Here is a 23775-nt window from a genome sequence, read left to right as displayed (position 1 = left end):
TGTTGTTAATGGAGGACGCATATGGAAAAAGAATATGTGGTTATAGGTTTAGGTCGCTTTGGCGGGAGCATCGTTAGGGAACTCAATGCTTTAGATATGGATGTTATGGCAATTGATTCAGACGAAGCACGTGTAAATGAATATAGTGAAATTGCTACACATGCAGTTGTTGCAGATACAACAGATGAAGCTGTGATGAAAAGTTTGGGAATTAGAAACTTTGATCATGTTATAGTAGCAATTGGTGAAAATATTCAATCTAGTACGTTAACAACGTTAATACTGAAAGAACTTGGTGTGAAAAAGGTAACAGCTAAAGCGCAAAATGATTATCATGCTAAAATTTTAAATAAAATTGGTGCCGATACAGTCGTGCACCCTGAACGTGATATGGGTAGACGTATCGCACATAATGTAGCAAGTGCTAGTGTATTGGATTATTTAGAATTAGCTGACGAACACTCAATTGTTGAAATAAAAGCGAGTGAAAAAATGGCTGGCAAAACAATAATTGATTTAGACATCAGAGCACAATTTGGTATTAGTATTATTGCAGTAAAACGAGGAAGAGAAATTTTAGTGTCACCAGATCCAAATGAAAATATTGAAATAGGCGATATTTTAATAATGATAGGTCATGATAATGATTTAAATCGTTTCGAGAAAAAGGTAGTACGCTAAAATAGCATGTAAAAGAAGCCTAGTACATAAACTGTACTAGGCTTCTTTTTATTATGATTCTGATTGGTTTTTATCTGTTTCTTTTGTTGGTGTTTCTTTTTTTACTGGTTTACTTTTAGGTTCAAACGTTTTTTTATTTTGTGTTGGTTTACGATCTTTGTTGTTGTTTTTACGTTTAGGACTTGGTTTTGCTTTTGGTTTTGCTGATGTCGTAGTAACATCGTCACCTTCGTTAACTTTCATAATGACTGGTAGTATCATTGGTTTTCTTGCTGTTTTTTCATAGAGATACGGTTGTAACGTTTCAATGATTGAAGACTTAATTTGATGCCATTGAATATCTTTATTTTGATTTAATTTGGAAATGACATCAGTTTTTATTTTACGCTGTGCATCATATATTAACTGACCTGATTCACGCATATAAACAAAGCCTCGTGAAATAATATCAGGACCAGATAGCAATTGATTTGTATCAAAATCAATGCTGACTACAACAATAACTAAACCTTCCTCAGAAAGTAACTTACGATCACGGATAACTACATTTCCGATGTCACCAATACCACTTCCATCAACTAAAACATTACCAGATGGTATGCGTCCTGCTTTACGTGCAGAATCTTTAGTAAGTGCTAGAACATCACCGATATCAAAGATAAAGACATTGTCAGGATCTACACCACATTCAATACCAGATTGACCGTGGGCTTGTAACATTCTATATTCACCATGAATTGGTAAAAAGAATTTAGGTCTGATTAAACGTAACATTAATTGTTGATCTCCTTGAGATCCGTGGCCAGAAGTGTGAATGTTCGAAACTTTATTATGGATAACTTCTGCACCAGCACGATAAAGTGAATTAATTGTACGATTAATACTCTTAGTATTACCTGGAATAGGCGATGAACTAAATACTACTGTATCTTCAGGAATGATTTTAATTTGTTTATGTGTTCCATTAGCAATTCGAGAAAGTGCAGCCATAGGTTCACCTTGTGAACCAGTACATAAAATTAGTAGTTTGTGTTTTGGAATACTGTTAATTTTATTAGGTTCAACGAACGTTTCAGGTGGGGCTTTAATATAACCAAGCTCCATACCAATTTTAATATTATTTTCCATAGAACGACCAAAAGTTACAATTTTGCGATCGTACTTAATTGCTGCTTCCACTGCTTGTTGTACACGGTAAATGTTAGAAGCAAATGTCGCAAAGATAATACGACCTGTACAATTTCTGAAAATTTTATCTACATTTTGTCCTACTTCACGTTCACTTAATGTGAAATCAGGTACCAATGCATTTGTTGAATCTGAAAGTAAGCATAGTACACCTTCATCACCTAAGCGCGCCATTTTTCCAATGTTTGCTGGCTCACCTACAGGTGTAAAATCAAACTTGAAATCTCCAGTATGCACGATATTACCCTCAGGTGTATTAACAATAACACCATAAGCTTCAGGAATACTGTGCGTAGTTAAATAGAATGAAATTTCAAAGTGTTTCGATTTGATAACACTGCTTTCATCAATTTCAATTAATTTGGTAGTTCTTAATAAATGATGTTCTTCTAGTTTATTTCTAATAAGACCTAAAGCTAAAGGACCACCATAGATAGGCACATTTATTTTCTTTAAAAGGTAGGGCACACCACCTATATGGTCTTCGTGACCATGAGTAATAAATAGACCAACAATCTTATCTTGATTTTGTTCGAGATAAGTATAGTCAGGAATTACGTAATCAATACCGAGTAAATTATCATCTGGGAATTTAATACCTGCATCGATAATTACGATTTCATCCTGATACTCAATGGCATAAGTGTTTTTTCCGACCTCACCTAAACCACCAAGCGCATATACTGCTACCTCATTTTTATGAATTTGTTTCATTATTCAGCTTGCTCCACGTTGAAGTGATCAGATTGTTTTTCATATTCTAAATGTGTGCCCTCTAATTTAGTAACAAATTCAATGTTGTAATTACGGTTTTTCAAATAACGTCTTACTTGTTCTTCGGTTTGTGCTTCTACGTAAATTGTTTGCGTGTTCTCACGTACAATTACTTCGTCTTTATTATGTTGATAAAATACTTTGAATACTGCCATTATATATATTTCCTCCTAAATGCATTTCTTTTTATAAATATTAAATGTATAAATAACAAACCCTAGTATTAATAAAATAGGCAATTCTCTGAATATAAAAGAACATACCAGCTTTCTGCCTAGTATGTTTCTAGGGTGGTTGTAATTCGTTCAATTTAAGAATAAGTATTACAATATTAAACCTATCCAATTATTTATTATTTTACATGATGTGCATAAATAAATAAAGCAGTTTTATCTTCTATTAAAATAGAAGGGATCTAGTGTTGTATGTTTGTCTCTTAAATAATTGTTAATTTATTTCATAATAATGATATTGTATCACGATATGAATAATAAATTTAACTTTGCGTGTTAGTGTAAAATCTAATGACTTAAATTTATTGTAAGTCATTGCATTTACTGTATTCTAAACAGTTAATATCTCAATACAAATAGCGAATGCTAAAAATTTATAAATATGAAAAACTAGAATAATTAGGAGAGAATAGACAAATATTTTGAAATTTCAGTTTTTATATTAAATTGTACTTGAGCATTAAGTTGTAATTCTTTATGATTACAGTATAAAGGAAATGGAATTAGAGAGTGAACAAGTAAAGTAAATTTGAGAAATGGATTTAGGTGATTATTATGGATCAGGTGACAAGAATAATTGAAGATGTAAAAAAGGAAAAAAATAGAAATGATAAAATATTTAAAGGTGCTACTTTTGAAGTACGGACGGAGCAAGTAATAATGTTCTTTAATTACGACGAGATTATTAATACACAAAATGAAAATCACTTCTTTGTTAAACACAATCACGACCCTGAATTTTTAGATATTCAATCTTTAAATAGTGTAAAAAGAGAATTAGATAATTTACACATTCCATACAATGAAAGACGCGATGACTTTATGTAAAGCATATGTATACTGACAATTGAAAGTTTATTGTCATGTACAAATAGCAGTTTTTAGTTTAAAAGCGTTGAACTATAAACATATTATTTTAGGCTGGTGCATTACTGCGCCAGCCTGTTTTATTACAATTCCATTGCATCTGCTTTCGGCTGTAATGGGTGCTGTGCATCGATATGATCGTAAAACATCACACCATTAATATGGTCAATCTCGTGTTGTACTACGATTGCAGGATAACCTTTAAGACGTAATTTTACTTCTTTACCGTCAATGTCTGTAGCTTTAACAGTAATGCGGTTTTTACGATGTACTAATCCAGGGATATCTTCATCAACACTTAAACAACCTTCACCAGTTGGTAAGTATGCTTCTTGTACACTATGACTCATTATTTTTGGATTAACTAACATTAAATCATATGATTTGCCTTCACCGTCATCTGGTAAGTACACAGCAATCATTCTTTTAGATAAGTTGATTTGTGGGGCAGCTAAACCAACACCCGAACGTAATCCGTATTTATTAGCTAATTCCTCATCTTGACTATTAATTAAAAATTCGCGCATAGCTAATAATGTATTGCGGTCTTCTTCTGATAGAGGTAATGGCACTTCTTGCGCTTTTTCACGTAGCGTGGGATGTCCATCTCTAATAATATCTTTCATTGTTAACATTGTTATTACACCTTCCTTAATTCAAACTATACCAAATATATATTAGTATAATACAGTAATCTATTTGATTTATACTATAATATTATATAATATAGCACACACATATGAGGAGGTTTAAGCTCAAAATGAAATTTAAACATGGTATTGTAGTCACATTAGCATCGGCAGTTTTTTTAGCTGGATGTACAACAGATAAAGGTGAAATGAAGAATTATAATGAACAAATTCAAAAAGCATTTGACGAAGAAAAGTCTATTTCAAGTACGGGTAAAAAACTTAATGAGTTAGAACAGCAAAAACAAAAATTAGTAAAAGATATAAATGGTAATGATGAACAAAAAGTGAATAAGACTGCAAGTAAAATCTTAGATAATGTCAAAGAACGTAAATCAACATTTAAAAAAGAAGTAGAGGCAATTAATAAATCAGAAGAAGATTATAAAAAAGCTGGCAAGCATATAGAAAATATCGGTAATAATAAAAAACAAGAAGAAGTTCAACAATTAGATGATGCTTTGAAAGCCAAATATCAAGCACATGAAAAGTACGCTGAAGCATACAATAATGTGTTAGATAAAGAGGAAGATATGTTTAAATATATGTCTGGCGATCAAATTGAACAAAGTAAGATTGACGAAAAATCAAAAGAAGTTTCTAAATCTTATAAAGAAATGGACAAACAATTTAAAGCATATTCCAAAGCAATGAAAAAAGTAGATGAAGAAAAGAAAGATGTAGATAATTTAATTTAATAATCCAACATGTCATGGTATATATATCAATAATATGATTGCGTTTACATTTGTCGCATAATTTACTCCAATAAATAGTGGTACAGTTGCAACTGTTTTATTAGTACAGTTACAAAACTGTACCTCTTTCTATTGCAACAGAACTTTTTTTAATTGTTTAACAGTATAACAGATATGTGATACAATGTGAGAGGATAAAATGAATTTCTATTATACGGGAAAGGTATGGTGAATTGAATGGCTCAGAAGTTAAAGGCCCAATTCGATGCAGAGAAAGTATTGAATGATACTCAATCTCAATTTGAAATGATTCAAATATTGGATGAAGACGGTAATGTTGTTAATAACGATTTAGTACCAGACTTATCAGACGAAGAGTTAGTTGAATTAATGGAGAGAATGGTTTGGACACGTATTCTTGATCAACGTTCTATTTCTTTAAATAGACAAGGACGTTTAGGTTTCTATGCTCCAACAGCAGGACAAGAAGCTTCACAACTTGCTTCACAATACGCTTTAGAAAAAGAAGATTATATTTTACCAGGTTATCGTGACGTACCTCAGTTAATTTGGCATGGTTTACCATTAACAGAAGCGTTCTTATTCTCAAGAGGACACTTTAAAGGTAACCAATTCCCAGAAGGCGTTAACGCACTAAGCCCACAAATCATTATTGGTGCACAATATGTACAAACAGCTGGTGTTGCACTAGGTATTAAAAAACGCGGTAAACAAGCGGTAGCAATTACTTATACTGGTGACGGTGGTTCATCACAAGGTGACTTCTACGAAGGTATCAACTTTGCTTCTGCATACAAAGCGCCAGCAATTTTTGTAATCCAAAATAACAACTATGCTATTTCAACACCACGTAGTAAACAAACAGCAGCAGTTACTTTAGCGCAAAAAGCAATTTCAGTAGGTATTCCTGGAATTCAAGTAGATGGTATGGATGCTTTAGCAGTATACCAAGCAACTAAAGAAGCTCGTGATCGCGCAGTTAATGGCGAAGGGCCAACGTTAATCGAAACAGTGACTTATCGTTATGGTCCACATACAATGGCTGGTGACGACCCAACTAAATACCGTACTTCTGATGAAGATTCTGAATGGGAGAAAAAGGATCCATTAGTACGTTTTAGAAAATTCTTAGAAAACAAAGAATTATGGTCTGAAGAAAAAGAAAATGAAGTAATTGAACGTGCGAAAGCAGAAATTAAAACAGCTATTAAAGAAGCTGACAACACTGACAAACAAACTGTTACTGATTTAATGGATAACATGTATGATGAAATGCCACAAAACTTAGTAGAGCAGTACGAAATTTATCAAGAGAAGGAGTCGAAGTAACCCATGGCACAAATGACAATGGTACAAGCGATTAATAATGCGCTTAAAACTGAATTACAAAACGACGAGAACGTTTTACTTTTCGGTGAAGACGTTGGTGTTAACGGTGGTGTTTTCCGTGTAACTGAAGGGTTACAAAAAGAATTTGGTGAAGACCGTGTATTCGACACACCATTAGCAGAATCAGGTATCGGCGGTTTAGCATTAGGCTTAACATTAGAAGGATACCGTCCTGTTATGGAAATCCAATTCTTAGGTTTCGTATTTGAAGTGTTCGATTCAGTAGCAGGTCAAATCGCACGTCACCGTTTCCGTTCAGGTAACTCAAAACAAGCACCAGTAACAATTCGTGCACCTTTTGGTGGTGGTGTACATACACCAGAATTGCACGCAGATAACTTAGAAGGTATTTTAGCTCAATCACCAGGATTAAAAGTGGTTATCCCATCAAATCCATATGACGCTAAAGGATTATTAATTTCTGCTATTAGAAGTAATGACCCAATTGTTTATTTAGAACACATGAAATTATATCGTTCATTCCGTGATGAAGTACCGGAAGAAGAATACACAATTGATATCGGCAAAGCTAGCGTAAAACAAGAAGGTAACGATATTACTTTAATTGCTTATGGTGCAATGGTTCAAGAATCATTAAAAGCAGCAGAAGAATTAGAAAAAGAAGGTTATTCAGTCGAAGTTATTGACTTACGTACTGTACAACCTATCGATATCGAAACATTAGTAGCTTCAGTTGAAAAAACAGGACGCGCAGTTGTAGTTCAAGAAGCTCAACGTCAAGCTGGTGTTGGTGCTACAGTAGCATCTGAATTAGCAGAACGTGCTATCTTATCATTAGAAGCACCTATTGCTCGAGTAGCTGCAGCAGATACTGTATATCCATTCACACAAGCGGAAAATATTTGGTTACCAAATAAAAACGATATCATTGAAAAAGCTAAGGCAACTTTAGAATTTTAATTATTACTTAGAGACGAAGTAGATAAGTTAATTTAATTACTACTTCGTTCTGAGATTAATATAATTTGTGCTAAGCTATAGATACAGCTTAGTCACATTTATCATAAGAAAACTTAAAATGAAATCTTAGGAGGATAATAACGTGGCATTTGAATTTAAATTACCCGATATTGGTGAAGGTATCCACGAAGGCGAAATCGTAAAATGGTTTGTAAAAGCTGGAGATCAAATCGAAGAAGATGACGTTTTAGCTGAAGTACAAAACGACAAATCAGTTGTAGAAATTCCGTCTCCTGTTAGTGGGACTATTGAAGAGGTTCTTGTTGATGAAGGAACTGTAGCAGTCGTAGGTGATACGATTGTTAAAATCGACGCACCTGATGCAGAAGAGATGCAATTTAAAGGTAGCGACGAAGATTCATCTGAAGAATCAGCACCTGCTGAAGAAGAAAGCAAAGAAGAAGCACCAGTAGCATCTGCTTCATCTGATGAAGATGTAGATGAAAGTAAACGTGTTAAAGCTATGCCTTCAGTACGTAAATATGCGCGTGAAAAAGGCGTTAACATTAAAGCCGTTTCTGCTTCAGGTAAAAACGGTCGCGTAACGAAAGAAGACATTGATGCACACTTAAGTGGTGATACACAAGCTTCTAACGAAAGTGCTGCTCAAGAAACAACTGAAGCAACATCAACTTCAGGACAATCAACTGCAGTATCAACAGAAGGTGAGTTCCCAGAAACAACTGAAAAAATCCCTGCTATGCGTAAAGCTATCGCAAAAGCAATGGTTAATTCTAAACACACTGCACCACACGTAACATTAATGGATGAAATTGATGTTCAAGAATTATGGGATCACCGTAAAAAATTCAAAGAAGTTGCAGCTGAACAAGGTACTAAATTAACTTTCTTACCTTATGTAGTTAAAGCATTAGTTTCAGCACTTAAGAAATACCCAGCATTAAATACTTCATTTAATGAAGAAGCTGGCGAAATTGTACACAAACATTATTGGAACATCGGTATCGCAGCTGACACTGATAGAGGTTTACTTGTACCAGTTGTTAAAAATGCTGACCGTAAATCAATGTTCGCTATTTCAGATGAAATTAATGAACTTGCTGTTAAAGCACGTGATGGTAAATTAGCACCAGATGAAATGAAAGGTGCTACATGTACAATTAGTAATATCGGTTCAGCTGGTGGACAATGGTTCACACCAGTTATCAATCACCCAGAAGTTGCAATTTTAGGTATTGGCCGTATTGCACAAAAACCTATCGTAAAAGATGGCGAAATTGTTGCAGCACCAGTATTGTCATTATCATTAAGTTTTGACCATAGACAAATTGATGGTGCAACAGGACAAAACGCAATGAACCATATTAAACGATTATTAAATAATCCAGAATTATTATTAATGGAGGGGTAAAACATGGTAGTTGGAGATTTCCCAATTGAAACAGATACTATAGTCATTGGAGCAGGACCAGGGGGTTACGTTGCAGCAATTCGTGCAGCACAATTAGGTCAAAAAGTGACAATCGTAGAAAAAGGCGAATTAGGCGGCGTTTGTTTAAACGTTGGTTGTATTCCTTCTAAAGCATTGTTACATGCTTCACACCGTTATGATGAAGTTCAAAAATCAGAAAATTTAGGTGTTATTGCTGAAGGCGTATCACTTAAATTTGATAAAGTTCAAGAATTCAAACAATCAGTTGTTAAAAAATTAACTGGTGGTGTTGAAGGTCTATTAAAAGGTAACAAAGTTGAAATTGTTAAAGGTGAAGCTTACTTCGTAGATAACAACAGTTTACGTGTTATGGACGAAAAGAGTGCACAAACTTATAATTTCAAAAATGCAATTATTGCTACTGGATCAAGACCTATTGAAATTCCTAACTTTAAATTTGGTAACCGTGTTATTGATTCAACAGGTGCTTTAAACTTACAAGAAGTACCAGGCAAACTTGTTGTTGTTGGTGGCGGTTATATTGGTTCTGAATTAGGAACTGCTTTTGCTAACTTCGGTTCAGAAGTTACAATCTTAGAAGGTGCAAAAGACATCTTAGGCGGTTTCGAAAAACAAATGACTCAACCTGTTAAAAAAGGTATGAAAGAAAAAGGTGTAGAAATCGTTACTGAAGCGATGGCTAAATCTGCTGAAGAAACAGAAAATGGCGTAACTGTTACTTATGAAGCTAAAGGCGAAGAGCAAACAATCGAAGCTGACTATGTTTTAGTAACTGTAGGTCGTCGTCCAAACACTGATGAGCTTGGATTAGAAGAGCTAGGTGTTAAATTCGCGGACCGCGGATTAATTGAAGTAGACAAACAAAGCCGTACATCAATTAGTAATATCTTTGCAATTGGTGATATCGTACCTGGTTTACCACTTGCACATAAAGCAAGTTATGAAGCAAAAGTAGCAGCTGAAGTTATTTCAGGTGAAGCTTCTGAAGTAGACTACATCGGTATGCCTGCTGTATGTTTCACTGAGCCAGAACTAGCACAAGTAGGTTACACTGAACAACAAGCAAAAGATGAAGGCTTAGAAGTTAAAGCTTCAAAATTCCCTTATGCAGCAAATGGTCGTGCGTTATCATTAGATGATACAACTGGATTTGTTAAATTATTAACATTAAAAGAAGATGATACATTAGTAGGTGCACAAGTAGTAGGTACTGGCGCTTCTGATATCATTTCTGAATTAGGTTTAGCAATTGAATCTGGTATGAATGCTGAAGACTTATCATTAACAATACATGCTCACCCAACATTAGGTGAAATGTCTATGGAAGCTGCTGAAAAAGCATTAGGATTACCAATTCATACAATGTAATTAACGTTAATATTTATTAAGGTGTTATTAGCTTTAGAAACGTATTAACTATTTGGGGCGGGACTATGGAATCAAATTAATATAATTTGGTTACTATCCCGCTCTTTTTATATTAAAAATAAAGTGGTGATTACATGGAATATGAATATCCTATTGATTTAGATTGGTCAAATGATGAAATGATGACAGTAGTGTCTTTTTTTAATGCAGTAGAAGCATTTTATGAAAATAAAGTACAACGAGAAACACTCTTAGCGAGATATCAACAATTTAAAAAAATTGTTCCTGGTAAAGCTGAGGAAAAACAAATATTTAAAAGTTTTGAACAAAGTAGTGGCTACAGTAGTTATCATGCTGTAAAACACGCTCAAACAGCAACTGATCAACAGTTTGTTAGTGACAACACGAAATAACTATTGTCTTAAGAGCTATATTTTGGTATTTTTATAAAGCGTTACATAAATGCGTTATAAAATAGACCAAAATATAGCTTTTTTAATTTGCTAATAATGACACAGCTAATACTCAAAAATATTATCTTACTACTGATAGATGCAACATGGGACATAACCTATAACAGAATGGTATATAGTAAATAATGTGTCTTATAAATTGAGCCATGCAGTATATAAATGAATGTGACATTAAACTTAAACTATTTATAATGAGTGACAACTTAGCACTATAAAGTAAAATAAAGTCTCTATGTAGGGGCGGTTATATGAAAGCAAAGTAATGTTGTTTGTTTTCTAACCAGCTCCTTTCTATTATTTGAGGAGGAAAGTAAGTGAACCCTTTATTATCATTTCAATCTGTTAGTAAAGCTTATAATGACGAAAAAATATTGGATGGAATAGATTTACAAATTGAATCAGGACATTTTTATACTTTACTAGGACCTTCAGGTTGTGGTAAAACAACAATTTTAAAACTGATTGCTGGATTTGAACAACCTGATGACGGTACTATAATCTATCAAAATCAAGCTATAACAGCGCTACCTCCAAATAAGCGAAAAGTGAATACGGTATTTCAAGATTATGCATTGTTTCCGCATTTAAATGTTTTTGAAAATGTTGCTTTTGGCTTACGAGTTAAGAAAAAAGACAAACAAACCATTGCTCAAAAAGTAAAAGAAGCATTAGCTTTAGTAAAGTTAACAGGTTATGAACAAAAGAATATTGCAGATATGAGTGGGGGACAAAAACAACGTGTTGCAATCGCGCGTGCAATTGTAAATGAACCTGAAATTTTATTGTTAGATGAATCATTATCAGCATTGGATTTAAAACTGCGTACTCAAATGCAATATGAGTTGAGAGATATTCAAGCTCGCTTAGGCATTACTTTTGTTTTCGTGACACATGATCAGGAAGAAGCATTGGCATTGAGTGATTATATATTTGTTATGAAAGATGGTAAAATTCAACAATTTGGGACGCCGACTGATATATATGATGAACCCGTAAACCGTTTTGTTGCTGATTTTATTGGGGAATCTAATATTATTCCGGGAACAATGGTACAAGATTATGTAGTAAATATTTATGGCCAGAATTTTGATTGTGTAGATATGGGGATTACACCTGATAGACAAGTAGAAGTTGTAATTCGCCCAGAAGATATAATTTTATCATCTCTCGAACAAGGCTTGTTTGAAGTGACAGTTGATTCAATGTTATTTAGAGGTGTACATTATGAAATTTGTTGTATAGATAGAAAGGGTTATGAATGGGTTATTCATTCAACTAAAAAGGCCGAACTTGGTGCTAAAGTAGGCTTGTATTTTGAACCTGAAGCGATACATATTATGGTGCCAGGAGAAAGTGAAGCTGAATTTGATAAACGTATCGATAGCTATGAGGACTCAACACATGCGTAATATAAGTCGTTGGTTGTTTGTACCATATATTTTATGGATGTTACTGTTTATTATTGTCCCTATATTATTACTTGTGTATTTTTCATTTGTAGATTTAGATGGTCATTTTAGTTTGACCAATTATCAACAAATTTTGTCTTCACGTTATCTTATAATGTTTTGGGAGTCTATTTTGTACGCTTCACTAATAACACTCATTACGTTAGCTATTAGTTATCCTGCTGCCTATTTTATACGTGGTTCCAAATGGCAAAACTTATGGCTGCTAATTTTAATTATTCCAACTTGGATAAATTTACTTCTTAAGACTTATGCATTTATAGGATTATTCAGTCATGATGGTATTATCAATCAAATATTAACTTTTTTACATTTACCTAAAGTAGATCTCTTATTTACTGCACCTGCTTTCTTAATTGTAGCAAGTTATATTTACATTCCATTTATGATTTTACCTATTTTCAATAGTATGAAAGATATACCAACTAATATTTTACAAGCTGCTAGTGATTTAGGAGCTAGCCCGATAGTTAGATTTACAAAAGTAATTCTACCGTTAACTAAGCAAGGTATTCTTACAGGGGTACAAGTTACGTTTATTCCTGCTTTATCTTTGTTTATGATTACACGATTAATTGCAGGTAACAAAGTCATTAACATTGGTACATCAATTGAAGAGCAATTTTTAGTAATTCAAAATTACGGTATGGGTTCGACGATAGCTATCGGTTTGCTCGTGTTTATGGCTTTAATATTAGTTATGACAAATAAAAAATCTTCAGAAAGAAAAGAGTGAATCATATGAAATGGTATGGCAAGTTATATATTGGTATTTTAATAGGCATTTTATACATACCTATTATATTTTTGATGGTGTATTCATTTAATTCTGCCGGCAATATGATCCATTTTGAAGGGTTTACCTTAGAACATTATCAAGCTTTGTTTCACAATAATAAACTGCTATCTGTAATTTTTAATACAATAGCAATTGCTTTAATTGCTGCTGCTATCTCTACTGTTATTGGTACGATGGGGGCGATTGGTTTATACCATTTGAGAAATAAGCAATTAAAAGTTTCCTTATTGACTTTGAATAATGTCTTGATGGTATCTTCTGATGTCGTAATTGGCGCTTCATTTTTAATCATGTTTACGACAATAGGGCACTTTACAGGGTTAGGATTAGGTTTTACTACTGTGTTAATTTCTCATATCGCATTTTGTATACCAATCGTAGTAATTATAGTGCTACCAAGACTATACGAAATGAATAGTAATATGATTCGTGCAGCTAGAGATTTAGGTGCTACTGATTATCAAGTGTTAAGCAAAGTGATGTTACCACAGTTATTTCCTGGTATTTTAGCAGGTTTTTTTATGGCATTAACGTACTCCTTAGATGATTTTACAGTAAGTTTTTTTGTAACAGGTAATGGTTTTAGTGTATTATCAGTTGAAGTCTATGCCATGGCAAGAAAGGGCATTAGTATGGAAATTAACGCTATCTCTACCTTGCTCTTCGTAATTATTATAGTTGGGGTTATAGGTTATTACACTGTTCAAAATATAGTGACACGTAATCATCATCGAAAGCGAGGTATGGAATCGTGAAATATGTGTTACAATTAATATTTACTGCTTTATTCGTTGGTCTATTAGCCCTATATATTAGTCATGAATTGACTACAGGAGATACAACTAAAAAGACTGAAAAAATTAATGTTTATAACTGGGGAGAATATATCGATCCTGCATTAATTAAACAATTTGAACAACAGACAGGAATACAAATAGTCTATGAAACATTTGATTCCAATGAAGCAATGGAAGCTAAAATACGTAATGGCGGAACAAATTATGATGTTGTGTTCCCAAGTGACTATACTGTGCAAAAAATGACTAGAGAAAAATTATTATTACCAATTGACCATTCAAAAATACCAAACATTAAAAATCTTGATAAACATTATATGGATATGCCATTTGATCCAAAAAATCAATATTCTGTACCATATTTCTTTGGTACTGTGGGTATTATATATAATACCAAGGCATATCCTAATGATAATTTTACTTCATGGGAAAGTTTGTACAACCCAAAATATGAGGAAGATATTTTATTGGTTGATGGTGCACGGGAAATTATAGGATTATCTTTAAACAAATTAGGTTATAGTTTAAATGATAAGAATCCTCAACATTTACGACAAGCAGAACAAGATTTAACACAATTAGCTCCTCAAATTAGAGGGGTAGTTGGTGATGAAGTAACTATGATGTTAGAACAACATGAAGCAAACATTGCGGTTGTATGGAGTGGTGTTGCAGCACCTATTATTCAAAATAATCCAGATTTTAATTACGTAGTCCCTAAAGAAGGGTCGAATTTGTGGTTCGATAATATGGCCATTCCTAAAACAGCACAAAATAAAGCAGGAGCTTATAAATTTATGAATTTCCTGTTAGATAAAAAAGTAAGTAAGCAAAATACTGAATGGGTAGGTTATGCAACACCTAACAAAAAAGCTCGAGAAGCATTACCCGAAGAAATTAGCGATGATCAACGTTTTTATCCTAATCGTACTACCCAAGAGCGTTTGGAAGTTTATGAAGATTTAGGACAGAAAACACTTAGTGAATATAACGAAAAATTCTTGAATTTTAAAATGTTATTAAAATAAAGAAAGTTAGTAGTTATTTTCATTTGTTTTCGATATAATGATTTGACTAGTAATATAAGGAGTTGTAGATACATGTCAGGAGAGCAATATATGCAAGTTAGACGTCCTGTGAGTAGGTTGGCAGAAAAAGTATTAGGTTGGTTAAGTTGGGTATTTTTATTACTCTTAACAATTGCTACTATGTTTGTCGCCTTAGTTTCATTTAGCAGTGAAACGTCCATCCAAAACTTAGAAACTTCATTGAATGGTAATCAATTCATACAACAAATTTTAGCGAATAATAGTATGACAACAACACAAGCAGTTATTTGGTTACAAAATGGTATATGGGCTGTAATTGTCTTTTTAATTGTATGTTTGTTGATTTCATTTTTAGCACTTATTTCAATGAATATTAGAATGTTATCTGGTTTCTTGTTTTTAATTGCTACACTCATTACTTTGCCATTAGTGCTATTATTTGTAACACTAATTATTCCTGTATTATTTTTAATCGTATCGATTATGATGTTTGCAAGAAAAGAGAAAGTAGAAGCTATACCGGCTTATTATGGTTACGATGATGACTATGAAGATGACGTGTATGAACCTGCTAAAAAACGCAGAAACGGTAGAGTTCAACAAGAGACAACAGTTGAACCAGAGCCGGAACCAGAAGAACAACACAGTGAACCTGTTGAAGACGTCGAAGCAGATACAGAGAAAAACTCATTACGTCGTGGTGGATATAGTTCAGAAGTAGCTCGACAAGTGAATGCTGATATAGCTGACGAAGAACCTCAAGTATTATCTAGACAAGCTAAATATAATTACAAAAAGAAAAAAGATGATAATACGCATGATGATGATTTTGGTCAAGTAAGCAGTGTCTACGGTGAACGTAATGACGATTATGTCTCTCAAGAAGAACAGAAAAAACAAGAAGAAATGCAACGTCAACAAGCCGAAGAAGAGCGTCGTAAACAGCAGGAAGCGGAAGAAAAGGCTCGCATAAAACAAGAGAAAGCAGAAGAAGCCCAAAGATTAAAACAGGAAAAGGCAGAGGAAAAATCTCGTATTAAAGAAGAAAAGAAAGAACGTAAAAAACGTATTAAAGAAAAACGCAAACAACAACCAAGTGCAGTGGCACAACGTAGAATGAACTATGAAGAACGTAAAAAAGTGACATCACAAGATGTTGATAATCAAGCTGAAGATACTCAGCAAGATGAAAAGGAAAAATAATTTAATTACTCTTAAAAATAGCTACTTACATTATCTTATGTAAGTAGCTATTTTATGTTGTCATTGAAAACAATTTCGGTATTTTTTACAACTCGAATAAATCGTACATGTTTGGGATTTTCTAAAAATTTGATAATATTAAAACGAGAGAAAGGATGAATAAGAATGAAATTAAAAGCTGAAAAAATTATGGCTTGGATAGCTAATGGTTTAAGTATTTTATATGTGATAATTGTTATTTTTGGATTGTTCTTATTGAAGTCTAATACCCAAGAATTTCAAGCCATGTTTGATGAAATAACACAGCAACAAGGACAAACTATATCTACGGATATGATGTATATGAGTTACATTATCCAAGTAGTGGCACTGGTGATAGTTAGTATTATTGCCATCATTGCAACATTGATTATGAAAGCTAATAGAGTTTTAGCGGCAAGTTTATTTATAGTTGTTGCAATTATAAGTTTGTTTGTTTCTAATTTAGTTGCTATGGTTTTATGGCTTATTGTGGCAATTCGCTTATTTACAAAGAAAAAAAATAAAAATGATGGAACGAGGGGTCAGTTTACTAAAGAGAATTCATGGAACCCCGAAGAAGAGTTGAAAGATAAAAAGAATGATCCTTATATTTACTAACAAAAAAACGCCAAGTGGTGAAGCACTTGGCGTTTTTCATTATGTAATATTAAAATTTATAAAATTGTAATAACTGAGTAAATGTATCTTCTAGAAATGTTAAAAAGGCTTTGTCGGACTTTAACTCATTCGCATTTGGTTCAAGTGTGCGAGCAACAAAAAATTCACCTTTTTTCACATTTTTAACTCGTTCTATTGCTTCTTGAATACTAGCATCATCCATATCTTTGATGTATGTTTTTTCTTGAGTCATATGATCTAAGCTAATACTATAATCAGCCGGTAATTGTTTTAAAGCATCCATATTATTTTCGAAGACAGCTACTTGTTGTCCTTTGTTTTTGGCTTCGTGCATAATACCGTACATCACAAATAATTGTGACTCAAAAAGTCCGATTTGAAAATGTGGTTGCATTTTATAACCACGTTTATTAGTAGCGAATGCTACCCACGTGTCTTTTGGTGGATTGACAACACGTCTTGCATGTTTGGCCACATGTGGATAAAAAGTTTCTCCTGTGGCAGTTTCAAGAAATTGAGAGAAATAATCTCCTAATTCATGCAATTGTGGTCTTATATTATCATCTAAGGCTGACATACGTGCGTCTAAACCTGGAATTGAAAAAGTTTTAAAGTCTTTGGGTTTAAAAGTATATTTTGTCATGTTGACCTCCTAATAGCAGTCTATTTGATGGTATTGTAGCATAAATTTCGACTGAAAAAATATAGTTATGCATAGATTGTTATTAATTAGACAAAAATAAAAGTGTATGTATACCACTAAAGCATTCCTTGAGAAATTTTAGGGTTTTAAAGTTTATAGTCGAGTTTAATAGTGTATTTACTGTATAATATGAAGCAAGGTAGGAGATGATATGATGACTGTATACGAATTTGCAAAAGGCTTGATATTAGAAGCAGGCAATAACGTTAGGAAGATTATGGATCAAGATCTTGAAATTGAGACCAAATCCAATCCTAATGATTTAGTTACGAATGTTGATAAGGCAACTGAACATTATATTTATGATAATATCATGCAAACTTATCCTAATCATGCTGTAATAGGTGAAGAAGGTCACGGACATGATTTAGTAGATACATCAGGCGTAGTATGGGTTGTTGATCCTATTGATGGTACGCTTAATTTTGTGCATCAAGGTGAAAATTTTGCTATTTCAATCGGCATTTTCCAAGATGGTCAACCGTATGCAGGTTTTGTTTATGATGTGATGAATGATGTGTTATATCATGCAAAAGTAGGTGAAGGCGCATTTGAAAATGAGACGCTATTACCGAGCATAAAGGATACACAATTAAAACAAAGTATTATTGCTATAAATCCCAACTGGTTAACTAAACCTAAATTAGGTGAAATGTTTAAACCAATAGTAGAAGATGCGCGCAGTGCAAGAGCATATGGCTCTGCAGCTTTAGAAATTATTTATGTTGCTACGGGTAAACTTGCTGCGTATATTACACCAAGACTACAACCGTGGGATTTTGCTGGAGGACTAATTATTCTCCATGAAGTCAATGGGGTTGCTTCTAATTTAGCAGGAGCTACTTTATCTATTACATCTGCAAATTCCATCGTGATAGCAAATAAACAATTACACAATGAATTATTAACTTCTTATTTTAATTATCATCAAGACACGATTACTGTTTTACATGAGCGTATGCAGCAAAAATAAAAATAGAGAGCTAAGGTTACAAATCATCATAATGTGATTTGCGAATCCTTGCTCTCTTTTATTAAACAGTAAAGTACTGATTATAACCAGCCGTTTTCACGATATTTCTTTTTTAACGTAAAGCCAACGCCAAATGTTGCAATGAATAATATAAGTGTTAAAATCATCAGTGGAACATTTGTAGCTGCTAAGCTGAAACTAAACAATAATAAGAATACTATTGCTACTACTGAAAGTACCCAAAAAATTGCTTTAGATTTTTGTTGTTTTTGTTGCATCCCGACCACACCTTTATTGTTTTCTTTAACCAATTATATGATATAATAAAAAAGTTGCAATTAAAAGTGGGAATTTACTCAAGAAAGGAAAATAATTAATGACTCAAATTAGAGAAGATGTTCGTAATATAGCTATCATTGCACACGTAGACCATGGTAAAACAACTTTAGTAGATGAATTGTTAAAACAATCTGGTATTTTTCGTGAGAATGAACATGTAGACGAAAGAGCGATGGATTCAAATGATATAGAAAGAGAACGTGGTATTACTATACTAGCTAAAAATACTGCCGTAGATTATAAAGGGACACGTATTAATATTTTAGATACTCCTGGACACGCTGACTTTGGCGGTGAAGTTGAGCGTATCATGAAAATGGTAGACGGAGTGGTATTAGTAGTTGACGCTTATGAAGGTACGATGCCACAAACGCGTTTTGTGTTGAAAAAAGCGCTAGAACAAAATTTAAAACCTGTTGTAGTTGTAAATAAAATAGATAAACCATCTGCAAGAGCAGAAGCGGTAGTAGATGAAGTATTAGACCTATTTATCGAATTAGAAGCTTCAGACGAGCAACTAGAATTCCCAGTTGTTTATGCTGCAGCAGTAAATGGTACAGCGAGTTTAGATGCAGAGCAACAAGATGAAAATATGCAGTCATTATATGAAACAATTATTGATTACGTACCAGCACCAGTAGATAATCGCGAAGAACCTTTACAATTCCAAATTGCATTATTAGATTACAATGATTATGTGGGACGTATTGGCGTAGGACGTGTGTTTAGAGGAACAATGCGTGTAGGTGATAATGTTTCACTTATTAAATTAGATGGAACAATTAAAAATTTCCGTGTAACTAAAATCTTTGGTTATTTTGGTTTAAATAGAGTTGAAGTTCAAGAAGCCGTTGCTGGTGATTTAATTGCTGTATCAGGAATGGAAGACATTAACGTTGGTGAAACAGTAACACCTCATGATCATCAAGAAGCGTTACCAGTACTACGAATCGATGAACCAACATTAGAAATGACATTTAAAGTAAATAATTCACCCTTTGCAGGTCGTGAAGGTGACTTTGTAACAGCACGTCAAATTCAAGAACGTTTAGATCAACAATTAGAAACAGATGTATCATTGAAAGTTACGCAAACTGATTCACCTGATACATGGATTGTTGCAGGACGTGGAGAATTACATTTATCAATATTAATTGAAAATATGCGTCGTGAAGGCTATGAATTACAAGTTTCTAAACCACAAGTTATCTTAAAAGATATTGATGGTGTTACTTGTGAACCATTCGAACGTGTACAATGTGAAGTGCCACAAGAATATACTGGTGGCGTTATTGAGTCTTTAGGTCAACGTAAAGGTGAAATGTTAGACATGGCAACAACTGACAATGGCTTAACTCGTATCATCTTTATGGTACCAGCTCGAGGCTTAATCGGATATACTACTGAATTTATGTCACAAACGCGTGGTTATGGTATTATTAACCATACTTTCGAAGAATTTAAACCACGTATTAAAGGCTATATTGGTGGTAGAAGAAATGGTGCGCTCGTTTCAATGGATCAAGGTCAAGCAAGTGCATATGCAATTATGGGCTTAGAAGACCGTGGTACTAACTTTATGGAACCAGGTACTGAAGTATATGAAGGTATGATTGTTGGTGAACATAATAGAGATAATGATTTAACAGTTAATGTGACTAAAGTTAAACAACAAACCAACGTACGTTCAGCAACGAAAGACCAAACAGTGACAATGAAACGTCCAAGAGTCTTAACATTAGAAGAAGCATTGCAATTCATTAATGACGATGAATTAGTAGAGGTTACTCCTGAAAGCATACGTTTAAGAAAGAAAATCTTAGAAAAATCAGCTCGTGAAAAAGAAGCAAAACGTGTGAAACAATTAATGCAAGATGAAGAGTAACACAAAAATCCCAGTCCATGAAATTCATGGACTGGGATTTTTATGTTATCGATGATTAAATGTTGTATATTGATGGCGCTGTTTTGGGCGATCTAATCTACTTTTACATTCATCACACATAAATGTGTGCATCGGATCATTACGTAAACGTTTGGCTTCTAGAGTGTTCTCATCAATAAATACAGTTGTATCACAAATTATACACTGTACTTTAATCATTATTAAATCACCTCAATATGTGTTACATAGTCAAATTGGTGTGAATAGCCATTTTCCGGTGTATAGATAAAACTATTAACGGCGTTGTCTGTATAAAGACGTTTACCTTCATGCGCAAATTTGAAAAATAAATATGGTAATAATTCAATGTCTAATTCAATAGCATCTTGATCATTAAATAAACGAATTTTTGAAGCATTTGCCGAAGGTTCAGCATTTTTGAAAAATGGCGCCATATTAATTACAAATGTACCGTCTAACATAGCGTTCTTTTTATATTTAATTTCAGAATTTAGTGTTGGTGGATTTGTTTGACCTTCTAAAATGGCACGATTCCATTCACGGTTATCACTAAATTGAATGGGTTTGGAACCATCAAATACACCAGCTTCTAAATCTTCAATTTTGACTTTACGATCATCAAAAATCCAAGTTGTACTATCTAATGTAATTGGAAATTTTACTGCACCTTTAATTTGTATCATTGTCCCAGCTCCCTATGTTAAATTTATCGATTGTTGACACAACTATATGCTAATTATAGTTATAAAAAGTAAAGTGAAATTATGACTATTTTGTGAATTAATATTACATCATGGTTACGTTTTTATTAAAGATATAATGTATTGCAAATAGCAAAATTCCAGTTGATAACTATGCCTATTACTTTTTAGCCCTATTTAGAATAAGTGAAAAAGCGAAGTAATAAACATAAACAATATGTTTTAATTTTACCATAGATGAAAGGTTGAAGTATATTACCTAAATTAACTTGCTTTTTAAATCTGTGTAAGATAGAATTTTAATATAAAGTTACATTTGATAGGGGGAGTATGTCATGGTAAAGAGTAAAAATTTAAATAGTGCGGCATATGACCAGTTAAATAAAGATGCAGATAGAATTCTCCAATTGATTAAAGTTCAAATGGATAATCTTACTTTGCCTCAATGCCCATTATACGAAGAAGTACTCGATACTCAAATGTTTGGTTTACAAAAAGAAGTTGATTTTGCAACACAATTAGGTTTAATTGATAGAGAAGAAGGAAAAGCGCTAATGTTACGTTTAGAAAAAGAACTTTCTAAATTACATGATGCTTTTACCAATGTTTAATATAACGTATAAATAGTTAAATATTTATTCATAGTACAGACCATAAAATAAGTTTGATGACAGTAATAAAACTACATAAACAAATTTTTTAGCTAGAGAGACAATATTACAATTGAGCTTTCTAGCTATTTTTAATAAATAAATTAAAATTACCTATGACTTTATTCGAAACTATAGGATAAAATTTGCTATAATGTACAATGTGCAATTTAAATATAATCTAGAAGTTATACATATTATGCACAGTTAAAAACGAAATCAATTAAGATTTACGGGTTAAACTGTTAAAAACAGATATTAATATTAGAATTGGATGAAATGTAAATGAAAAACATAAAGCAACTATTTCGACAAGTAGGTAAATATGCGCGATATATCGATTATCCATTAGTTGTTACATATTTATTAATGTGTTTAATCGGGTTAGTTATGGTTTACAGTGCTAGTATGGTAGCAGCCACTAAAGGTTCATTAACAGGTGGTAACCCAGTTTCAGGAACTTACTTTTATACACGTCAACTGATGTATGTCATCATGAGTTTATGTATTGTCTTTTTCATGGCTTTTTTCCTGAATGTTAAATTTTTAGCTACCACTCGATTTCAAAAATGGATGATGGCGCTTTTAGTAATTTTGTTATTAGCCACATTAGTAGTGGGAAGCAATATTAATGGTTCTAAAAGTTGGATAAATTTAGGATTTATGAATTTACAAGCATCCGAACTGTTAAAAATTGGTATCATTTTATATATACCATATATGATAGAAAAAAAGCGACCACGTGTCTTTACTCAACCTAAACTATTAACCTCACCTATTATTTTGGCAGGTTTTTGTATTGGTCTCGTCTTTTTACAACGAGATGTGGGACAAACATTGCTTATTTTAATTATCTTTTTCGCTATTTTATTTTATGCTGGTATTGGTGTTCAGAAGTCCATTAAGTACATATTAACTATTTTAGTTGGAGCGGTGATCATCGGTTCGTTATTACTATTATTAGGATTAGTACCGGACTATTTAACTGCTCGTTTCAGTACGCTAGCAAATCCATTTAGTACTGAAAAAGGTACTGGTTATCATATTGCCAATTCGTTATTGGCAATAGGTAATGGAGGATTGTTTGGTAGAGGACTTGGTAACAGTATAATGAAACTTGGTTATCTACCTGAACCACACACTGATTTTATCTTTGCGATTATTTGTGAGGAACTTGGTTTAATAGGCGGCTTGTTTGTCATTTGCTTGTTATTCTTTATTGTTTATCGAGCGTTTGAACTAGCTAATAAAACAAGCTCTTATTTCTATAAACTTGTCTGTGTCGGTGTAGCAAGTTATATTGGTAGCCAGACTTTCGTTAATTTGGGTGGTATTTCAGGAACTATTCCATTAACCGGTGTACCATTACCATTCTTGAGTTTTGGTGGCTCTTCAATGATTAGTTTGAGTATTGCTATGGGCTTATTGCTGATTACTGCTAAACAAATTAAAATTGATGAGCAGCGTCTTAAAAAGCAACAACAAAATAATCCGTTTACTAATAGACAACGGTGATTAACATAAAACAAACTTTACAAGGTAAACTGCCTGTAAAGTTTGTTTTTCTATCTCTAGAAAAATTATAATTGCTTAGCTTATTTGCATATAGTGATAAGTTTTTGTTATCAATAGTAATAACTTTTTTTAATTTTTAAAATGTGATAATATGATTAGAGATACGACAAATATACGTTTTATGGCATGATTTAGGTTATAGCCAAGTGTCTCTACAGTGAATTTTAGGTGTATA

The 23775-nt window shown here is 33.0% G+C and carries 25 protein-coding genes; 18 read left to right on the top strand and 7 right to left on the bottom strand.

Annotation, left to right across the window (positions count from 1 at the left end):
- Nucleotides 1-21: 21 nt before the first annotated feature.
- A complete protein-coding gene (locus MUA37_RS09050) occupies nt 22-681 on the top strand; it encodes a potassium channel family protein (RefSeq protein WP_002510843.1) in 660 nt (219 codons plus the stop codon).
- Nucleotides 682-732: 51 nt separating this feature from the next.
- Here the strand turns inward: MUA37_RS09050 and rnjA are convergent, their stop codons facing one another.
- Together rnjA and MUA37_RS09040 are read right to left on the bottom strand one after the other, a co-directional pair.
- Nucleotides 733-2583 (bottom strand): ribonuclease J1, encoded by a 1851-nt coding sequence (gene rnjA / locus MUA37_RS09045; RefSeq protein WP_262624537.1) that lies wholly within the window; start codon nt 2581-2583, stop codon nt 733-735.
- A complete protein-coding gene (locus MUA37_RS09040; protein WP_002510841.1) occupies nt 2583-2798 on the bottom strand; it encodes a DNA-dependent RNA polymerase subunit epsilon in 216 nt (71 codons plus the stop codon). Before MUA37_RS09040 ends, rnjA begins: the two co-directional genes overlap by 1 nt.
- A gap of 633 nt (nt 2799-3431) precedes the next feature.
- On the opposite strand from MUA37_RS09040, the gene MUA37_RS09035 reads away from it, so the two are divergent.
- Entirely contained in the window at nt 3432-3704 is a 273-nt protein-coding gene (locus MUA37_RS09035; RefSeq protein ID WP_103388154.1) for a hypothetical protein, read from the top strand.
- Between the two features lie 122 nt (nt 3705-3826).
- Here MUA37_RS09035 and def read toward each other — a convergent pair whose 3' ends face one another.
- Nucleotides 3827-4378, bottom strand: coding sequence for a peptide deformylase (gene def, locus MUA37_RS09030; protein WP_262624536.1), 552 nt, complete (start codon nt 4376-4378; stop codon nt 3827-3829).
- Nucleotides 4379-4503: 125 nt separating this feature from the next.
- Between def and MUA37_RS09025 the strand changes: the two genes are divergently transcribed.
- The 12 genes from MUA37_RS09025 to MUA37_RS08970 all read left to right on the top strand — a co-directional run bounded on the left by MUA37_RS09025 (nt 4504) and on the right by MUA37_RS08970 (nt 16732).
- The gene (locus MUA37_RS09025) at nt 4504-5130 is read left to right on the top strand and encodes a YkyA family protein (protein ID WP_002510838.1); all 627 of its coding nucleotides are present in this window, start codon (nt 4504-4506) and stop codon (nt 5128-5130) included.
- A 237-nt stretch (nt 5131-5367) separates the two neighbouring features.
- Nucleotides 5368-6480: a pyruvate dehydrogenase (acetyl-transferring) E1 component subunit alpha gene (gene pdhA / locus MUA37_RS09020; protein WP_103388155.1), complete on the top strand. Its 1113-nt coding sequence runs from the start codon at nt 5368-5370 to the stop codon at nt 6478-6480.
- Between the two features lie 3 nt (nt 6481-6483).
- Nucleotides 6484-7461 (top strand): alpha-ketoacid dehydrogenase subunit beta, encoded by a 978-nt coding sequence (locus tag MUA37_RS09015; RefSeq protein WP_262614924.1) that lies wholly within the window; start codon nt 6484-6486, stop codon nt 7459-7461.
- Nucleotides 7462-7603: 142 nt separating this feature from the next.
- Entirely contained in the window at nt 7604-8893 is a 1290-nt protein-coding gene (locus tag MUA37_RS09010) for a dihydrolipoamide acetyltransferase family protein (RefSeq protein ID WP_103388156.1), read from the top strand.
- A 3-nt stretch (nt 8894-8896) separates the two neighbouring features.
- Nucleotides 8897-10303, top strand: a complete 1407-nt coding sequence (gene lpdA, locus MUA37_RS09005; RefSeq protein ID WP_002510834.1) for a dihydrolipoyl dehydrogenase — start codon at nt 8897-8899, stop codon at nt 10301-10303.
- Between the two features lie 134 nt (nt 10304-10437).
- A complete protein-coding gene (locus MUA37_RS09000) occupies nt 10438-10716 on the top strand; it encodes a UPF0223 family protein (protein ID WP_002510833.1) in 279 nt (92 codons plus the stop codon).
- Nucleotides 10717-11090: 374 nt separating this feature from the next.
- Nucleotides 11091-12185: an ABC transporter ATP-binding protein gene (locus MUA37_RS08995; RefSeq protein WP_002510832.1), complete on the top strand. Its 1095-nt coding sequence runs from the start codon at nt 11091-11093 to the stop codon at nt 12183-12185.
- Nucleotides 12178-12981, top strand: coding sequence for an ABC transporter permease (locus tag MUA37_RS08990; RefSeq protein ID WP_262614919.1), 804 nt, complete (start codon nt 12178-12180; stop codon nt 12979-12981). The genes MUA37_RS08995 and MUA37_RS08990 overlap by 8 nt, the downstream gene beginning before the upstream one ends.
- 5 nt (nt 12982-12986) lie before the next feature.
- Nucleotides 12987-13799 carry an ABC transporter permease gene (locus MUA37_RS08985; RefSeq protein WP_002510830.1) on the top strand — a complete coding sequence of 271 codons (813 nt, stop codon included), beginning with the start codon at nt 12987-12989 and terminating at the stop codon, nt 13797-13799.
- On the top strand, nt 13796-14869 hold the full coding sequence (locus MUA37_RS08980) for an ABC transporter substrate-binding protein (RefSeq protein WP_262624535.1): 1074 nt from the start codon (nt 13796-13798) through the stop codon (nt 14867-14869). Before MUA37_RS08985 ends, MUA37_RS08980 begins: the two co-directional genes overlap by 4 nt.
- 72 nt (nt 14870-14941) lie before the next feature.
- The gene (gene auxB, locus MUA37_RS08975; protein ID WP_262624534.1) at nt 14942-16093 is read left to right on the top strand and encodes a lipoteichoic acid stability factor AuxB; all 1152 of its coding nucleotides are present in this window, start codon (nt 14942-14944) and stop codon (nt 16091-16093) included.
- A gap of 165 nt (nt 16094-16258) precedes the next feature.
- Nucleotides 16259-16732: a DUF4064 domain-containing protein gene (locus MUA37_RS08970; protein ID WP_002510827.1), complete on the top strand. Its 474-nt coding sequence runs from the start codon at nt 16259-16261 to the stop codon at nt 16730-16732.
- A gap of 49 nt (nt 16733-16781) precedes the next feature.
- Here MUA37_RS08970 and MUA37_RS08965 read toward each other — a convergent pair whose 3' ends face one another.
- Nucleotides 16782-17396 carry a YktB family protein gene (locus MUA37_RS08965; protein WP_103388158.1) on the bottom strand — a complete coding sequence of 205 codons (615 nt, stop codon included), beginning with the start codon at nt 17394-17396 and terminating at the stop codon, nt 16782-16784.
- A 214-nt stretch (nt 17397-17610) separates the two neighbouring features.
- Between MUA37_RS08965 and MUA37_RS08960 the strand changes: the two genes are divergently transcribed.
- Nucleotides 17611-18429 (top strand): inositol monophosphatase family protein, encoded by an 819-nt coding sequence (locus MUA37_RS08960; protein ID WP_021459042.1) that lies wholly within the window; start codon nt 17611-17613, stop codon nt 18427-18429.
- A gap of 80 nt (nt 18430-18509) precedes the next feature.
- Here MUA37_RS08960 and MUA37_RS08955 read toward each other — a convergent pair whose 3' ends face one another.
- A complete protein-coding gene (locus tag MUA37_RS08955; RefSeq protein ID WP_002510824.1) occupies nt 18510-18707 on the bottom strand; it encodes a DUF5325 family protein in 198 nt (65 codons plus the stop codon).
- A 98-nt stretch (nt 18708-18805) separates the two neighbouring features.
- Between MUA37_RS08955 and typA the strand changes: the two genes are divergently transcribed.
- Nucleotides 18806-20653, top strand: coding sequence for a translational GTPase TypA (gene typA / locus MUA37_RS08950; RefSeq protein WP_002510823.1), 1848 nt, complete (start codon nt 18806-18808; stop codon nt 20651-20653).
- A gap of 45 nt (nt 20654-20698) precedes the next feature.
- On the opposite strand, the gene MUA37_RS08945 is transcribed toward typA, so the two are convergent.
- Both MUA37_RS08945 and MUA37_RS08940 read right to left on the bottom strand, forming a co-directional pair.
- Complete coding sequence (locus MUA37_RS08945; RefSeq protein WP_002510822.1) at nt 20699-20872, bottom strand: DUF2197 domain-containing protein; 174 nt, start codon at nt 20870-20872, stop codon at nt 20699-20701.
- A gap of 2 nt (nt 20873-20874) precedes the next feature.
- Nucleotides 20875-21357: a hypothetical protein gene (locus MUA37_RS08940; RefSeq protein ID WP_262624533.1), complete on the bottom strand. Its 483-nt coding sequence runs from the start codon at nt 21355-21357 to the stop codon at nt 20875-20877.
- A gap of 353 nt (nt 21358-21710) precedes the next feature.
- Here MUA37_RS08940 and MUA37_RS08935 point away from each other — a divergent pair, with 353 nt between their 5' ends.
- Together MUA37_RS08935 and ftsW are read left to right on the top strand one after the other, a co-directional pair.
- On the top strand, nt 21711-21986 hold the full coding sequence (locus MUA37_RS08935) for an Fpa/YlaN family protein (protein ID WP_002510820.1): 276 nt from the start codon (nt 21711-21713) through the stop codon (nt 21984-21986).
- 324 nt (nt 21987-22310) lie between these two features.
- Nucleotides 22311-23540, top strand: coding sequence for a cell division peptidoglycan polymerase FtsW (gene ftsW, locus MUA37_RS08930; RefSeq protein ID WP_262624532.1), 1230 nt, complete (start codon nt 22311-22313; stop codon nt 23538-23540).
- The last annotated feature ends 235 nt before the right edge of the window (nt 23541-23775 follow it).

Source organism: Staphylococcus arlettae (assembly GCF_025560845.1).
Taxonomy (GTDB): domain Bacteria; phylum Bacillota; class Bacilli; order Staphylococcales; family Staphylococcaceae; genus Staphylococcus; species Staphylococcus arlettae.
Note: the sequence above shows the minus strand (reverse complement) of the source record. Positions and strands in the feature narration are given on the sequence as shown.

Excerpts from the sequence above, each read along its gene's own strand:
- auxB (WP_262624534.1), top strand. The coding sequence starts at position 14,942 with ATGTCAGGAGAGCAATATATGCAAGTTAGACGTCCTGTGAGTAGGTTG.
- MUA37_RS09040 (WP_002510841.1), bottom strand. The coding sequence starts at position 2,798 with ATGGCAGTATTCAAAGTATTTTATCAACATAATAAAGACGAAGTAATT.
- typA (WP_002510823.1), top strand. The coding sequence starts at position 18,806 with ATGACTCAAATTAGAGAAGATGTTCGTAATATAGCTATCATTGCACAC.
- rnjA (WP_262624537.1), bottom strand. The coding sequence starts at position 2,583 with ATGAAACAAATTCATAAAAATGAGGTAGCAGTATATGCGCTTGGTGGT.
- MUA37_RS08945 (WP_002510822.1), bottom strand. The coding sequence starts at position 20,872 with ATGATTAAAGTACAGTGTATAATTTGTGATACAACTGTATTTATTGAT.
- MUA37_RS08935 (WP_002510820.1), top strand. The coding sequence starts at position 21,711 with ATGGTAAAGAGTAAAAATTTAAATAGTGCGGCATATGACCAGTTAAAT.
- MUA37_RS09015 (WP_262614924.1), top strand. The coding sequence starts at position 6,484 with ATGGCACAAATGACAATGGTACAAGCGATTAATAATGCGCTTAAAACT.
- MUA37_RS09050 (WP_002510843.1), top strand. The coding sequence starts at position 22 with ATGGAAAAAGAATATGTGGTTATAGGTTTAGGTCGCTTTGGCGGGAGC.
- MUA37_RS08940 (WP_262624533.1), bottom strand. The coding sequence starts at position 21,357 with ATGATACAAATTAAAGGTGCAGTAAAATTTCCAATTACATTAGATAGT.
- MUA37_RS08965 (WP_103388158.1), bottom strand. The coding sequence starts at position 17,396 with ATGACAAAATATACTTTTAAACCCAAAGACTTTAAAACTTTTTCAATT.
- MUA37_RS08960 (WP_021459042.1), top strand. The coding sequence starts at position 17,611 with ATGACTGTATACGAATTTGCAAAAGGCTTGATATTAGAAGCAGGCAAT.
- MUA37_RS08985 (WP_002510830.1), top strand. The coding sequence starts at position 12,987 with ATGAAATGGTATGGCAAGTTATATATTGGTATTTTAATAGGCATTTTA.
- pdhA (WP_103388155.1), top strand. The coding sequence starts at position 5,368 with ATGGCTCAGAAGTTAAAGGCCCAATTCGATGCAGAGAAAGTATTGAAT.
- MUA37_RS08990 (WP_262614919.1), top strand. The coding sequence starts at position 12,178 with ATGCGTAATATAAGTCGTTGGTTGTTTGTACCATATATTTTATGGATG.
- MUA37_RS08970 (WP_002510827.1), top strand. The coding sequence starts at position 16,259 with ATGAAATTAAAAGCTGAAAAAATTATGGCTTGGATAGCTAATGGTTTA.
- lpdA (WP_002510834.1), top strand. The coding sequence starts at position 8,897 with ATGGTAGTTGGAGATTTCCCAATTGAAACAGATACTATAGTCATTGGA.
- ftsW (WP_262624532.1), top strand. The coding sequence starts at position 22,311 with ATGAAAAACATAAAGCAACTATTTCGACAAGTAGGTAAATATGCGCGA.
- MUA37_RS08955 (WP_002510824.1), bottom strand. The coding sequence starts at position 18,707 with ATGCAACAAAAACAACAAAAATCTAAAGCAATTTTTTGGGTACTTTCA.
- MUA37_RS09000 (WP_002510833.1), top strand. The coding sequence starts at position 10,438 with ATGGAATATGAATATCCTATTGATTTAGATTGGTCAAATGATGAAATG.
- MUA37_RS09035 (WP_103388154.1), top strand. The coding sequence starts at position 3,432 with ATGGATCAGGTGACAAGAATAATTGAAGATGTAAAAAAGGAAAAAAAT.
- MUA37_RS09025 (WP_002510838.1), top strand. The coding sequence starts at position 4,504 with ATGAAATTTAAACATGGTATTGTAGTCACATTAGCATCGGCAGTTTTT.
- def (WP_262624536.1), bottom strand. The coding sequence starts at position 4,378 with ATGTTAACAATGAAAGATATTATTAGAGATGGACATCCCACGCTACGT.